This is a genomic window from Actinokineospora cianjurensis (assembly GCF_003663795.1).
In the GTDB taxonomy this organism is placed as follows: Bacteria; Actinomycetota; Actinomycetes; order Mycobacteriales; family Pseudonocardiaceae; genus Actinokineospora; species Actinokineospora terrae.
This window is the reverse complement of record NZ_RCDD01000001.1, coordinates 2,161,449-2,174,563: the sequence shown is the minus strand read 5'-3', so window position 1 is coordinate 2,174,563 and position 13,115 is coordinate 2,161,449. Positions and strand designations below refer to the sequence as shown.

Sequence of the window (13,115 nt, the reverse complement as noted above, 5' to 3'; positions counted from 1 at the left end):
GAAGAGGTCCTGATGCGTGCTCGGCGCGGTATAGGAATCAGCTCGGTGGCGGTGGTCGCCGTGACGGGGGCCCTGGTCGTGGCGCCAGTCGCCTCTGCCGCGCCCGACCAGGGCCGTGAGCTGCCCAAGGTGCCGGTGGCCCAGGGGTACGGGGGCGCGGTCGTCTCCGACACCGTGCAAGCCACCCAGGCCGGGCTCGACGTGCTGCGGCGCGGCGGTACGGCGGCGGACGCGGCGGTCGCGGTCGCCGCGGTGCTCGGGGTGACCGACCCCAACATGGCCGGTATCGGCGGTGGCGGCTACTTCGTCTACTACGACGCCAAGACCCGCAAGGTGTCCACGATCGACGGGCGCGAGACCACGCCCGCTGCCGGGGACAAGGACCTGTTCATCAACCCCGCGACCGGTCAGCCCTATGCGTTCGCGGACGCTGTTACCAGCGGCCTGTCCGTCGGCACGCCGGGCAACCTGGCCGTGTGGGAGCGGGCGTTGCAGCGGTGGGGCCGCTACGACCTCGACGACGCGCTCCAGCCCGCGATCCGGGTCGCCGAGCGGGGTTTCCCCGTGACGCCGCAGCTGCGCAAGGAGATCGAGCAGAACCAGCCCCGGTTCAAGCAGTTCAGCTCAACTGCCGCGTTGTACCTACCGGGCGGCGCTCCGCCTGCCGTGGGCTCCACCCTGCGTAACCCTGACTTGGCCAAGACCTACCGGGAGATCGCGCGCAACGGCACGCGAGCCTTCTACGGTGGCGCTGTCGGCCGCGATGTGGCCAACGCCGCCCAGAACCCGCCGCTGGCCTCTGACGCGACCATCGTCCCGCCCAAGGGCAAGCTCGCGATCGGCGACCTGCGCTCTTACAAGACCTTGGACCAGGCGCCCACGCACGTCCGGTACCGCAACGTGGACGTGTACGGCATGGCGCCGTCGTCGTCGGGTGGCACCACCGTCGGCGAGTCGCTCAACATCCTGGAGCGGTTCGACCTCTCGAAGGCCCCGCGTGACCAGGCGCTGCACTTCTACCTTGAGGCCACCAAGCTCGCTTACGCCGACCGCGGCCGCTATGTCGGTGACCCGAAGTTCGTGAACGTCCCGACCGCGCAGCTCCTGTCGGACTCTTACGCTGCCGTCCGCGCTTGCCGTATCGACCCGATCCGCGCCACCCCGGCACCGGTCGCCCCCGGCAACCCGCTCAACCCCGGTGACTGCACCCCGCCGCCGCCCTCGGCCACGCCGACCAGCGAGAACGAGGTCCACACCAACCACTTCGTCGTCGCCGACGCCCGCGGCAACGTGGTGACCTACACCAACACCCTGGAGCAGGTCGGCGGCAGCGGCATCGTCGTCCCCGGCCGCGGCTTCCTGCTCAACAACGAGCTCACCGACTTCAACTTCACCCCCACCCAGGGCACCGCGGCCGACCCGAACCTCCCCGCCGCGGGCAAGCGCCCCCGCTCCAGCATGTCCCCCACCATCGTCCTCAAGGACGGCAACCCCTGGCTCGCCCTCGGCTCCCCGGGCGGCTCCACGATCATCACCACCGTCCTGCAGATCATCATCAACCGCGTCGACTTCGGCCTCTCCCTGCCGGACGCGGTCGCCGCTCCTCGTGCCACCCAGCGCAACACCGCGTCCGTGACGGCCGAACCGGCGTTCATCACGGGTAATCCGCTGCTTGCCCGGTATGGGCACACCTTCACCGAACAGGCCGAGATCGGCGCCGCCGCGACCCTCGAGTTCACCGACCGAGGCCAAATCCTCGCCGTCGGCGAACCCACCCGCCGCAACGGCACCTCCGCAGGCGTCGTCCACCCCGCCAGGTAGTTCCCAGCTCACCGAACGGGCCGCCCCGCACGGTGGGGGCGGCCCGTTCCGCTAGATGCGCTGGGCCAGTTCGGGCTGGCGGTGGGCCGCCGCGCGGAGGAGCCTGAGGTGCTCGGCGAGGCGCCCCGAGCGGATGCCCGCGGCCATGTCGACCACTTGGTGACCTAGCCGCACGCCGGTCTCGGTGTCGCCGCCGCGCAGGTGGCAGGTGGCCAACTCGGTCAGCCCGAACGCCAAGCGCTTGGTGCGGGCCGGGTCGAGGCGCTGGTTCGACGCGGTCAAGGTTTCGATGGCCCGGGGGGCGTGGCGGGGGTCGTGGATGGTGAGGATCGTCAGCACCCGACCGCGCTCACTGGCCAGGAGCGTCGGGTTGAAGCCACTGGGTTCCGTCGCTTCCGGACCAGGCGTCATGGCGTCTTCGGCACGCGTGAGGTATTCCATCGCCCGGGCCGGGTCCCGCGACTCGGCGTAGGCGCGAGCTTGGCTGCACAGCAACAGCGATGTGAGCTGACCTGACCGCACACGTTCGGCAGCGACCATGCCCAGGCCGAGGGAGTCCCGGGCCTGGCCGCTCTCGCCGTGCTGGCTGTAGACCCGGCCGATCTGCCCCAACGCCAAAGCCACCCGGGCGGGGTCATGGGCCTGCTGTGCGGTGACAACAGACTGTCCGAGGTACCGCAGGGCAGAGCCCGACAAGCCCACGTCGTGCGAAGCCCGACCGGCGAGCGCGAGAAGATCGGCCAAGACCACGCGCAACTGTGCATCGACCTCATCGGTGTGGGTACCCCGCAGCAGCCCACGCGCCCATGCCAACTGCGCGATCACCGCGTCACGCACGGCCCCACCACCGAGCTGTCGCTCCTGCGCCCACAGCACCCGCGTCAGTTCCCGCAGCTGACTGACCTCGGTGGCCCCCACCCGGCTCGGCACCGGCGTTGCCACGGCCGGGTTCGCCAACAGCGCCAGATCGGCACCGGTCACCGCCGCGCCCATCGCCACCTTGGCCAACAGCCCCATGAACTCCCGTCGATCCGGCACCGCCACCACCCCGTCCGTGTCCTCACTGGGCGCGCCGTAGGCCAACCCCATGTGCCCCCGCGGGATCCCCAACCCACCCGCGATGCGGTCGAGCACGTCGTAGGCCATCACCTGCCTGCCGCGGGTGATGGCGGACACCTCGGGCTGGGCCTGTCCGGTCATCGACGCGATGCGCCGCTGGGAGATGCCGTACCGCTTGAGCAGCAGGTAGACGGCGGAGATGTCGCGGCGGGCCAGGGCGGCGCGCATCGCGGGCAGTTCCCAGAGTTCCGGGTTCGGCCGCTCGTGCGGGTCGCCCCACATGCGCTGTCCCTTCGGCGGGTCGACCCTGGTAGCCGACCAGGTACCCAAGGTAACAACCACCGGCCAGCCAGGTCACGCGAAGACGTGCGGCATATATGCCGGGCATATCAGCCGATAGCACCCCCTCAACAACGACCCGTTGTGTCGACATGAACCCAGTGGCGGTCTCGCCTCACGAGGGCGACCCACGCCACGCTCGGTCGTGACCGAGCGGACGACGCAAGCGGAGGTAGAGCGGGATGACGACCGTGCTCGACACACGCACCACGCTGTGGGGTGAGCTGACAAGGCTGGGCCCTTGGCAGAAGAGGACGTGCGCGGGGTGAGCAGGGACCGGACCGGCGAGTGGGTGTTGCACTGGCTGCGGATGCAGGCGGTCAGCTAGCCCACGGGAGGCGGGTGCCGGGTGGGGCGCTTTCCATCCAGGAGAGGAAGCCGGTCAGGGCGTCTGGGCCCATGGCCACTTCCACGGGGGCTCCGCCGTCCGGGGGGTCGAAGCGGAGGACTTGGGAGCCGTGGGGGAGGTTGGGGGTTTCGCCGTGGTCTGGTTCTCGGCGGGAGGCTATTTCGAGGCCGTCGCGGTGTAGGACGCGGTCGGGGCCGGTGCGGAGGCTGATGGCGCGGAACCAGGCGAACTGGTCGCCGTGGTAGCGGCCGACGCCCCAGGCCCAGCCCTTGCCGGACTCGTCGAGGCGGGTGCGGACGGCGACGTGGATGCCGCCGGAGCGCAGCAGGCGGACGCGGCGGGCGACCAGCAGGAGCAGCACCACCAGGACAGCGGCCAAGAGGGCGACAACCAGCACGCTCATGTCCACGGCCGCCCCCTGCCCGCTAGGCCGTCATCAGGCTGACTGTCCGGCGGCCCGCAGGCCCGCCGCGGCGCGGTCGCGCTCGGCCGGGTCGGCCGCGGTGAGGGCGGCGCGGGCCTTGTCGACGTCGACCTCGGTGGAGAGCTCGGCGGACTCGGCGAGGATGCTCACCGCGTCGGCGGTGACCGACAGGAAGCCGCCGTAGACCGCGGCGGTGATCGTCTCGCCGTCGCCGGTGACGATCTTCACGACGCCGCCGTGCACGAGCTGGCCGAGGACCGGCTCGTGACCGGGCAGGATCCCGATCTCACCCTCGGTGGTCTGCGCGACGACGAAGGTGCCGGTGCCCGACCACAGGCGTCGTTCCACGGCGACCAGTTGGACCGACATCTCAGCCACGCGTATCTCCCTCACAGCTCGCGGTTGTCGGCCAGTCTAGTCGGCCACCCGACAACCACCCCAGCCAGGCCGGTGTCAGAAGGGGCGGAAGTCCCGATCGGGACGAGTCGAACACAGGGGGTGAGCACGATCAGACCGGACGACGAGTTCACCGAGTTCGTGGCGCACCGGTCCACCGCGTTGCTGCGCACCGCGTACCTGCTCTGCGCCGGTGACCGGGGCGCGGCCGAGGACCTGCTGCAGGACGTGCTGGAACGCGTCTACGCCAAGCGCCGCCGGGTCCGCGGCGACCTGGAGCCCTACGTGCGCAGGGCGCTGGCCAACGCCTCGGCCAACCGGTGGCGGAGCAGGTCGCGCCGGGTGGCGGAGTCGCCGCTCGACCACGCGCGGGAGCAGGGCACGGGCGGGCACGAACGCGAGGTGCTGGACCGCGACCGGATCGCGAAGGCCCTGGGAACACTGCCGCCGCGGGTGCGCGCGGTGCTGGTCCTGCGGTTCTTCGACGACCTGTCCGAGGCCGACACCGCGGCGGCACTGGGGGTGTCGCCGGGGACGGTCAAGAGCCAGACCGCGCGGGGAGTGGCCCGGCTACGCGAGCTGCTCGCGGAAACCGCACCAGAGAAGACGAGGGGATGAGATGGACACCACAGAGCTCTCCCGCGCCTTGCGGGAGGCCACAGAGGGCCTACAGGCCCCTCCAACCCTGGCCGCGGCTGTCCTGCGCGGCGGCAAACGACGCCGCACCCGCCGTCGCGTGGTCCTGGCAGGCGCCATGGCCGTGGTCATCGCCGCGGCGGGGCTGGTCGTCGTCGAGATGACCAAGGCCGACCCGCCGCAGATCACCACGGGCGTCAACCCGATGCTGACCACACCGACCCGCGGCGACCTCGCAGGCGACCAGGCATACCTGGACGCCGCCGTGACCGCTTTCGACACGGGCATGCCCAACGAGCCGGGCAAGGCCCGCCTGGACCGCCCGCACGTCTACTGGGCGGGCACGACTGACGGCGGCAAGGTGGCGGTGGTCGTGCAGGAGGTCGAGCGGAGCGACTCCACCGGCTACGCGTCGGACGGGACCATCATCGAGGGGCGCAGCGTCGTCGGACTGCTCGTCGGCACCAAGCCCGTCCTGGTGAACTCCTTCCCGCAGCCCTACGGCACCACGACGAAGGGCTTCGCGTTCGTCTACGGTCCCAACAACCGCACCGTCATCGCGCTGGGAGCGAAGAACCTGAGCGTCTCCACGACGTGGAGGATCGCCGCCACGTCAGGTCGCGCCGAGCGCGACTGGAAGCCCATGGTGGAACGCGACGGTGTCTGGCTCGGGGAAACCGACGCCCAGGGGCCACCCGAGAACATCCGCGTCGTCACCGGCGACCCGGTGGCGGCGGGCTACGACCAGAGCCTGACGATCCTGCCGGGCACGCGATGGTCGCTGGGGACCGACCGGCAGGCGAAGCCGGTCCCGGAGGGCGTCCTGCGCACCGAACCCGGCGACGTGTTCCGGGTCAGCGGCAGCACGTCGCGCCCGCTGGGCGACAACGTGCACGAGACGCTCATGGCGGCGAACCTCCTCGACCCGCTTGCCGGTGTCACGCCCACCGGCGCCCAGTTCATCGTCGACCTGCCGGGTGGGGGCAGCGTGGTGGCCATCGAGGTGGTGAGCATGTTCATCATGGACGGCCTGTTCCTGGCCCAACGGGACGCGGCCGCCAAGATCACCGGCTGGACCTACTGCGGACTGGTGCGCAAGGACACCGGCGGACTGGTGGGGGTCTGCGAACTCCCCGGCCAGGCGGGTCGCCTCGCCGTGGCCCCCGGGATGGTGTTGACCTACCAGGCCCGGCTCGACGGCGGGGTTGGCGGTGATTGGGTGAACGCGGGCAAGGACGCGGCGCTCATCCCGGCGGACGTGCCCACCGTCCACCTGGCGGACCCGCGAGGCCGCACGGAGGCACACAGCCTGCTGCGCGAGTGACCACGCAGAACGGGCCGGTGTCCACTGAGGACACCGGCCCGTTCGCGCGTTCTGGCCTAGCTCACTTCTTGGTCAACGCCTGGTACTTGCGCTCCAGGTCGTCGAGGCCACCGATGGAGAGGAACGCCTGCTCCGGGATGTGGTCGTACTCGCCCTTGGCGACGCGGTCGAACGCCTCGATGGTGTCGGCCACCTTGACGAACGAGCCCTCCTCGCCGGTGAACTTCTGGGCGACGAAGAAGTTCTGGGACAGGAAGCGCTCGATGCGGCGCGCCCGGTTCACCGTCACCTTGTCCTCTTCGGACAGCTCGTCCATGCCGAGGATGGCGATGATGTCCTGCAGTTCCTTGTACTTCTGCAGGATCCGCTTGACCTCCTGCGCCACCCGGTAGTGCTCGTCGCCGACCACGGCCGGGTCGAGGATCCGCGAGGACGAGGTGAGCGGGTCGACCGCCGGGTAGATGCCCTTCTGGGAGATCGGACGGGAGAGTTCCGTCGTCGCGTCCAGGTGGGCGAAGGTGGTCGCCGGGGCCGGGTCGGTGTAGTCGTCGGCGGGCACGTAGATCGCCTGCATCGAGGTGATCGAGCGACCGCGGGTCGAGGTGATGCGCTCCTGGAGCTCACCCATCTCGTCGGCCAGCGTCGGCTGGTACCCCACGGCCGACGGCATGCGGCCCAGCAGGGTCGACACCTCGGAACCGGCCTGGGTGAACCGGAAGATGTTGTCGATGAACAGCAGCACGTCCTGGTTCTGCACATCGCGGAAGTACTCCGCCATGGTCAGCGCGGACAGCGCGACCCGCATGCGGGTGCCCGGCGGCTCGTCCATCTGCCCGAAGACCAGCGCGGTGTCCGGGAGAACACCCATCTCCTCCATCTCGAGGAAGAGGTCGGTGCCCTCGCGGGTGCGCTCGCCGACCCCGGCGAACACCGAGGTGCCACCGAAGTTGCGGGCGATCCGGGTGATCATCTCCTGGATGAGCACCGTCTTGCCCACGCCCGCGCCGCCGAACAGGCCGATCTTGCCGCCCTCGACGTACGGGGTGAGCAGGTCGATGACCTTGACGCCGGTCTCGAGGACCTTCGTCTTGCCCTCGAGCTGGTCGAAGGCCGGGGGGCGGCGGTGGATGCGCCAGCGCTCGGCGTCCGCGGCGTGGCCCGGCTTGTCCAGGCACTCGCCGAGGGCGTTGAACACGTGGCCCTTGACCGCGTCGCCGACCGGGACCGAGATGGCCTCGCCGGTGTCGGTGACCGGGGCGCCGCGCACCAGGCCGTCCTGGGGCGCCATGGAGATGCAGCGCACCAGGTTGTCACCCAGGTGCTGGGCGACCTCGAGGGTGATGGTCTTGCGCAGCGACTCGAGGTCGACCTCGACCTTGAGCGCGTTGTAGAGCTCGGGGACGGATCCGCGCGGGAACTCCACGTCGACGACGGGGCCGATCACCCGGACGACGCGACCGACCGCGTTCTTGGTGCCTGGTTCCTGAATGGCAGTCATTAGTCATCACTTCCTGCGGCAGCGAGCGCCTCGACGCCACCGACGATCTCGCTGATCTCCTGGGTGATCTGCGCCTGGCGGACCTGGTTGGCGACACGGGTGAAGCTCTTGACGAGCTCGTCGGCGTTGTCCGTCGCGGACTTCATCGCCGTGCGGCGGGCCGCTGACTCGGACGCGGCCGACTCCAGCAGTGCCGCGAAGATGCGGGTGTTGATGTACTTCGGGAGCAGGTTGCCCAGCAGCGTCTCCGCGCTCGGCTCGAACTCGTACGTCGAGGTCAGCCCCGGGTTCTCCACGTACTCGATCTCCAGCGGGGCGATCCGCACGGCGACCGGCTTCTGCGAGAGCATCGAGGTGAACTCGGTGTAGACGATGTGCAACTCGTCGACGCCGAGCACACCGTCGACACCGGGCTTGTCGTCGACGTCGTCGGCGCCGTGCAGGAAAGCCTGGATGAGCGCCTCGCTGGCGGCGACCGCGTCGGTGTAGGTGGGCCGCTCCGAGTAGCCGGTCCAGCTCGCCTTCACCGACCGCTGGCGGAACTTGTAGAAGTTGAGCCCCTTGCGGCCGATGACGTAGACCACCGGCTCCTTGCCCTGCTCACGCAGCAGCGTGACCAGTTCCTCCGCCCGGCGCAGCGCGTTGGCGTTGTAGCCACCGCACAGACCGCGGTCGGAGGTCACCACGAGCACCGCGGCCCGCCGGTAGCGCTCACGCGGGGTGAGCAGCGGCGAGTCGAGGCTGGTCGCGCCGGTCGCCAGCGCGGTCAGCACCGAGGTGATCTCGTCGGCGTACGGCTTGGCCGCGGCCACCCTGGACTGCGCCTTGCTGATCCGCGAGGTCGCGATCAGCTCCTGCGCCTTGAAGATCTTCTTGAACGACTGGGCCGACTTGATCCGCTGCCGGATCTCGCGAAGCTGTGCCATGGCGGCCCGCCTACGCCGTCGGAGCGGACTTGTTGACCTTCACGGTCTCCTGGCCCACCTCGTTGGCGTCGAGCGCGGACGCGGGGGCGTCGGTCACCGAGGAACCGGAGCCCGCGGTGAACGAGTCCTTGAACGCGGTGACCGCGGCGACCAGGCGCTCCTCGTTGTCCGAGGAGAACTTGCCGGTCACCTTGATCTCCTCGAGCACGCCAGCGTGGCGGTGGCGCAGGTGCTCGTGCAGCTCGGACTCGAAGCGGCGCACGTCGGCGACGGCGAGCGAGTCGAGGAAGCCCTTGGTGCCGATGTAGATCGAGACGATCTGCTCCTCGACCGGCAGCGGCGAGTACTGGCCCTGCTTGAGCAGCTCCATCATCCGGGTGCCGCGCTCCAGCTGCGCCCGCGAGGTGGCGTCCAGGTCGGAGGCGAAGGCGGCGAACGCCTCCAGCTCGCGGAACTGGGCCAGCTCGAGGCGCAGCGTGCCGGAGATCGACTTCATCGCCTTGGTCTGCGCGGCGCCACCGACGCGGGAGACCGAGGTACCCACGTTGACCGCCGGGCGCTGACCCGCGTTGAACAGGTCGGACTCCAGGAAGCACTGGCCGTCGGTGATGGAGATGACGTTGGTGGGGATGTAGGCGGAGATGTCGTTCGCCTTGGTCTCGATGATCGGCAGACCGGTCATCGAGCCGCCACCGAGCTCGTCGGAGAGCTTCGCGCAGCGCTCCAGCAGGCGGGAGTGCAAGTAGAAGACGTCGCCGGGGTACGCCTCGCGGCCCGGCGGGCGGCGCAGCAGCAGCGAGATCGCGCGGTACGCCTCGGCCTGCTTGGTCAGGTCGTCGAAGATGATCAGGACGTGCTTGCCCTGGTACATCCAGTCCTGGCCGATGGCCGAGCCGGTGTAGGGGGCCAGCCACTTGAAGCCAGCGGAGTCCGACGCGGGGGCGGCGACGATGGTGGTGTACTCCAGCGCGCCCGCCTCCTCCAGCGCGGACTTGACGCCCGCGATGGTGGAGCCCTTCTGGCCGACCGCGACGTAGATGCAGCGGACCTGCTGCTTCGGGTCGCCGGTCTCCCACGCCTTCTTCTGGTTGATGATGGTGTCGACGCAGACCGCGGTCTTGCCGGTCTTGCGGTCACCGATGATCAGCTGGCGCTGGCCGCGGCCGATCGGGGTCATCGAGTCGATGGCCTTGATGCCGGTCTGCAGCGGCTCCTCGACCGGCTGGCGCTGCACCACGGTGGCCGCCTGCAGCTCGAGCACGCGCTCGCCGGTGGCGGCGATGTCGCCGAGGCCGTCGATCGGGTTGCCCAGCGGGTCGATGACCCGGCCGAGGAAGGCGTCGCCGACCGGGACCGAGAGGACCTTGCCGGTCCGCTTGACCTCCTGGCCCTCCTCGATCTTGTCGTAGTCACCGAGGATGGCGACACCCAGCTCACGCGCGTCGAGGTTCAGCGCCACGCCGACGATGCCGCCCGGGAACGCCAGCAGCTCGTTGGCCATGGCCGAGGGCAGGCCCTCCACGTGGGCGATGCCGTCGCCGGTGTCGGAAACCGTTCCGACCTCTTCCCGGTTGACGTCCGGGGAGTAGCTGGAGACGTAGTTTTCGATCGCACTGCGGATCTCGTCCGACGAGATCGTCAGCTCCGCCATGAAAGTTCCTGCTCTCACTTCGTTGCTTCGGGGGAAGTTGGGGTCAGGAGAACCGACGCCGCAGCGCGTCGAGCTGTCCTGAGGTGCTGCCGTCGATGACCTCGTCGCCGACCCGGATGACCAGACCGCCGCCGATGGCGGGGTCGATCTCCAGGTGCAGCGCGATGGGCCGCGAGTAGATCCGCTGCAGGGTCGCCGAGAGGCGGTCCTGCTGCTCGGCGGAGAGCGCGCCGGAGGACACCACGTGGGCCACCGACCGCTCCCTGCGCCGCGCCGCCTCGGCGGCGAGCGCCTCGAGCCCGGGCACCAACTGGCGGCCACGCGGCCGGGCCACCAGGTTCTGCACCAGGGTCTCGGTCGTCGCGTCCACCTTGGACCCGATGAGCTCGCGGACAAGCGCCTGCTTGCCACCGAGGTCACCGGTCCGGTTGGACAGGACCTGCTCGAGCTCGCTCTGGTCGGCCAGGATGCGGCCGAGCCGGAACAGCTCGTCCTCGACCGCGTCGAGCCTGCCCGCGCGCTCCGCCCCGACCAGCAGGGCGGTGACCGCGAGCGACTCCAGGCCGTCGACCAGCTCGCGGGGGCTCGACCAGCGGGCCGAGGCCGCGGTGGTCAGCACCTTGAGCGCGCCGACGCCGACCTTGCCGGTGAGCAGGTCGGTGACCAGGCGCGACCTGGCCTCCGGTGCGGTCGACGAGTCGGCCAGCGTGCGGCGCAGACCGATCTCCCGGTCGAGCAGGCCGACGACGGCGAACAGCTCGCCGCCCAGTGCCGCCGAACCCGCCGGGGCGGCCTCGAGCACGTCGAGCAGCGTGAGCTCGACGGCGGCGAGGGCTTCCCGGCTGGCCGCGTGCAGCACGCCGGTCACAGTTGAGGTCATCGAGGACGTCCCCTAGCGCTTCGCCGGTGCGGAGACCGAGTCGAGGTCGGTCAGGAAGCGGTCGACCGTGCCGCGGCGGCGGGCCTCGTCCTCAAGGGACTCACCCACGATGCGACTGGCCAGCTCGACGGCCTGGCGCCCCAGCTCGGCGCGCAGCTCGGCGACGATCTGGGCCCGCTGCGCCTCCAACTGGGCCTGGCCCTGCGCGACGATCCGCGCGGACTCCTCCTGGGCCTGCGCGCGCAGCTCTTCCTTGATCTGCTCGGCCTCGGCCCTGGCGTCGTCGCGGATGCGAGCCGACTCCGCCCGTGCCTCAGCCAGCTGCGCCTTGTACTGCACCAGCGCGGCCTCGGCCTCCTTCTGCGCGGCCTCGGCCTTCTCGATGCCACCCTCGATCTTGGCGGTCCGCTCGGTGTAGAGCGCCTCGAACTTGGGGCCAACGAACTTGCTGAGCACGAACAGCAGGATCCCGAACGCGACCAGGCCGAGGATGACCTCGGACAGGTGCGGCATGACCGGGCTTGGGCTGCCCTCGGCAGCGATGGTGATCAGTGACGACGACACCACGGCGTCTCCCTAAGACTTAGGTCCGCAGTGACGTCGGTCAGGCGGAAGCGATGAAGTAGAGCACCAGACCGATCAGGGCGAGCACCTCGGTCAGCACGAAGGTCTGGAAGGCCAGACCACGCAGCTTGCCCTCGGCCTCCGGCTGGCGGGCGGTGCCGTTGATGACGGCGGCGAAGATGATGCCGACGCCGATACCCGGGCCGATGGCACCGAGGCCGTAGCCGATCATGGCGAGGCCCTTGTTGAGGTCGGCGATGCTGCCAGCGGACTCAGCGGCCTGGGCGAGAACAACAGCAGAGCTCACGTGCGTATCCCTTTCGAACTCGACTCGTCCTCGTCGGACGAACCGGGGCTTGGACTGGACTAGTGGTCTTCCGCGAGGGCCATACCGATGTAGCCCGCGGACAGCAGCGCGAAGATGTATGCCTGCAGCACCTGGATCAGCGCTTCCAGGAAGGTCATGGCGATGGCCATCGCGAAGGCGATCACCGACACCGGCTTGAGCGCGGGACCGGCTTCGAGCAGCAGGTACTCGCCACCGAGGGTGAACACCAGCAGGATCAGGTGACCGGCGAACATGGCGGCGAACACCCGGATCGCCAGCGTGATCGGGTCCATGAAGAACTTCAGGAAGATCTCGATCGGGGTCAGCAGGATGTAGACCGGCTTGGGGATCCCCGGCGGGAGCACCGACTTCTTCAGGTAGCGGCCGAGGCCGAACTTGCGGATGCCCACGATGTGGTAGATCGGGAAGACCACCAGGACCGACAGCGCCAACGGGAAGCCGATGTGCGAGAAGGTCGGGAACTGGATGATCGGGATGATGCCGAAGATGTTGTTCACCAGGGTGAAGGTGAACAGCGAGAGAATCAGGGGTACAAACGGCTTGAAATCCTTGGAACCGATCTGTTCACGCGCGATGCCGTTGCGGCCGAAGTCGTAGACCGACTCCGCGAGGAACTGGAACTTCCCGGGCACGACCGCCAGTTTGCGGCTGGCCAGCAGGAAGAACGCCAGGATGATGATCACCGAGAGGACGACCAACACCATCGGCTTGGTGACGCCACCGAAGATGGCGGGAAGATCGAAATCCTTGGCGCCTGGGGGGATAAAGGTGCCTTCTTCCGCCAGCACAAGCCTGCCCACTGGGCTCCTTCCGGTTCTCCCGGCCGGCGTCGGGTCCTCCGCCGGGGGAATCGTCACGATCAGGACGTAACGTACCTGACGCTCACGGGGTACCTGGCA

Annotated in this window: 13 protein-coding genes; 3 read left to right on the top strand and 10 right to left on the bottom strand. The window is 69.6% G+C overall.

What is annotated here, in order from left to right; genetic code table 11:
- Positions 1 to 12: 12 nt before the first annotated feature.
- On the top strand, positions 13 to 1,821 hold the full coding sequence (gene ggt / locus CLV68_RS09900) for a gamma-glutamyltransferase (protein WP_170224178.1): 1,809 nt from the start codon (positions 13 to 15) through the stop codon (positions 1,819 to 1,821).
- Positions 1,822 to 1,872: 51 nt separating this feature from the next.
- Here ggt and CLV68_RS09895 read toward each other — a convergent pair whose 3' ends face one another.
- The 3 genes from CLV68_RS09895 to CLV68_RS09885 form a co-directional block, all read right to left on the bottom strand.
- Positions 1,873 to 3,162 carry a helix-turn-helix domain-containing protein gene (locus tag CLV68_RS09895; protein WP_121390071.1) on the bottom strand — a complete coding sequence of 430 codons (1,290 nt, stop codon included), beginning with the start codon at positions 3,160 to 3,162 and terminating at the stop codon, positions 1,873 to 1,875.
- A 377-nt stretch (positions 3,163 to 3,539) separates the two neighbouring features.
- Complete coding sequence (locus CLV68_RS09890; RefSeq protein WP_121390070.1) at positions 3,540 to 3,977, bottom strand: DUF2550 domain-containing protein; 438 nt, start codon at positions 3,975 to 3,977, stop codon at positions 3,540 to 3,542.
- A gap of 27 nt (positions 3,978 to 4,004) precedes the next feature.
- Positions 4,005 to 4,370: a F0F1 ATP synthase subunit epsilon gene (locus CLV68_RS09885; protein ID WP_121390069.1), complete on the bottom strand. Its 366-nt coding sequence runs from the start codon at positions 4,368 to 4,370 to the stop codon at positions 4,005 to 4,007.
- Positions 4,371 to 4,490: 120 nt separating this feature from the next.
- On the opposite strand from CLV68_RS09885, the gene CLV68_RS09880 reads away from it, so the two are divergent.
- Positions 4,491 to 5,006 (top strand): SigE family RNA polymerase sigma factor, encoded by a 516-nt coding sequence (locus CLV68_RS09880; protein ID WP_121390068.1) that lies wholly within the window; start codon positions 4,491 to 4,493, stop codon positions 5,004 to 5,006.
- A gap of 1 nt (position 5,007) precedes the next feature.
- Positions 5,008 to 6,348 carry a hypothetical protein gene (locus tag CLV68_RS09875; protein WP_121390067.1) on the top strand — a complete coding sequence of 447 codons (1,341 nt, stop codon included), beginning with the start codon at positions 5,008 to 5,010 and terminating at the stop codon, positions 6,346 to 6,348.
- Positions 6,349 to 6,409: 61 nt separating this feature from the next.
- Here the strand turns inward: CLV68_RS09875 and atpD are convergent, their stop codons facing one another.
- Genes atpD through atpB form a run of 7 tightly spaced genes read right to left on the bottom strand, consistent with a single transcriptional unit; the run spans position 6,410 to position 13,016 of the window.
- Positions 6,410 to 7,846, bottom strand: a complete 1,437-nt coding sequence (gene atpD / locus CLV68_RS09870) for a F0F1 ATP synthase subunit beta (RefSeq protein WP_121390066.1) — start codon at positions 7,844 to 7,846, stop codon at positions 6,410 to 6,412.
- Positions 7,846 to 8,772: a F0F1 ATP synthase subunit gamma gene (locus tag CLV68_RS09865; protein ID WP_121390065.1), complete on the bottom strand. Its 927-nt coding sequence runs from the start codon at positions 8,770 to 8,772 to the stop codon at positions 7,846 to 7,848. Before CLV68_RS09865 ends, atpD begins: the two co-directional genes overlap by 1 nt.
- Before the next feature lie 10 nt (positions 8,773 to 8,782).
- Positions 8,783 to 10,423, bottom strand: a complete 1,641-nt coding sequence (atpA, locus tag CLV68_RS09860; RefSeq protein ID WP_121390064.1) for a F0F1 ATP synthase subunit alpha — start codon at positions 10,421 to 10,423, stop codon at positions 8,783 to 8,785.
- 43 nt (positions 10,424 to 10,466) lie between these two features.
- The gene (locus CLV68_RS09855; protein ID WP_121390063.1) at positions 10,467 to 11,303 is read right to left on the bottom strand and encodes a F0F1 ATP synthase subunit delta; all 837 of its coding nucleotides are present in this window, start codon (positions 11,301 to 11,303) and stop codon (positions 10,467 to 10,469) included.
- Positions 11,304 to 11,315: 12 nt separating this feature from the next.
- Positions 11,316 to 11,870 carry a F0F1 ATP synthase subunit B gene (locus CLV68_RS09850; protein ID WP_121390062.1) on the bottom strand — a complete coding sequence of 185 codons (555 nt, stop codon included), beginning with the start codon at positions 11,868 to 11,870 and terminating at the stop codon, positions 11,316 to 11,318.
- 37 nt (positions 11,871 to 11,907) lie between these two features.
- Positions 11,908 to 12,174 carry an ATP synthase subunit c family protein gene (locus tag CLV68_RS09845; RefSeq protein WP_121390061.1) on the bottom strand — a complete coding sequence of 89 codons (267 nt, stop codon included), beginning with the start codon at positions 12,172 to 12,174 and terminating at the stop codon, positions 11,908 to 11,910.
- Positions 12,175 to 12,233: 59 nt separating this feature from the next.
- Positions 12,234 to 13,016, bottom strand: a complete 783-nt coding sequence (atpB, locus tag CLV68_RS09840) for a F0F1 ATP synthase subunit A (protein ID WP_121390060.1) — start codon at positions 13,014 to 13,016, stop codon at positions 12,234 to 12,236.
- Positions 13,017 to 13,115: the final 99 nt, after the last annotated feature.

What these genes read in the sequence shown, in the direction of transcription:
- CLV68_RS09895 (WP_121390071.1), bottom strand. Translation starts at nt 3,162, where the DNA reads ATGTGGGGCGACCCGCACGAGCGGCCGAACCCGGAACTCTGGGAACTG.
- ggt (WP_170224178.1), top strand. Translation starts at nt 13, where the DNA reads ATGCGTGCTCGGCGCGGTATAGGAATCAGCTCGGTGGCGGTGGTCGCC.
- CLV68_RS09875 (WP_121390067.1), top strand. Translation starts at nt 5,008, where the DNA reads ATGGACACCACAGAGCTCTCCCGCGCCTTGCGGGAGGCCACAGAGGGC.
- atpD (WP_121390066.1), bottom strand. Translation starts at nt 7,846, where the DNA reads ATGACTGCCATTCAGGAACCAGGCACCAAGAACGCGGTCGGTCGCGTC.
- CLV68_RS09855 (WP_121390063.1), bottom strand. Translation starts at nt 11,303, where the DNA reads ATGACCTCAACTGTGACCGGCGTGCTGCACGCGGCCAGCCGGGAAGCC.
- CLV68_RS09865 (WP_121390065.1), bottom strand. Translation starts at nt 8,772, where the DNA reads ATGGCACAGCTTCGCGAGATCCGGCAGCGGATCAAGTCGGCCCAGTCG.
- atpA (WP_121390064.1), bottom strand. Translation starts at nt 10,423, where the DNA reads ATGGCGGAGCTGACGATCTCGTCGGACGAGATCCGCAGTGCGATCGAA.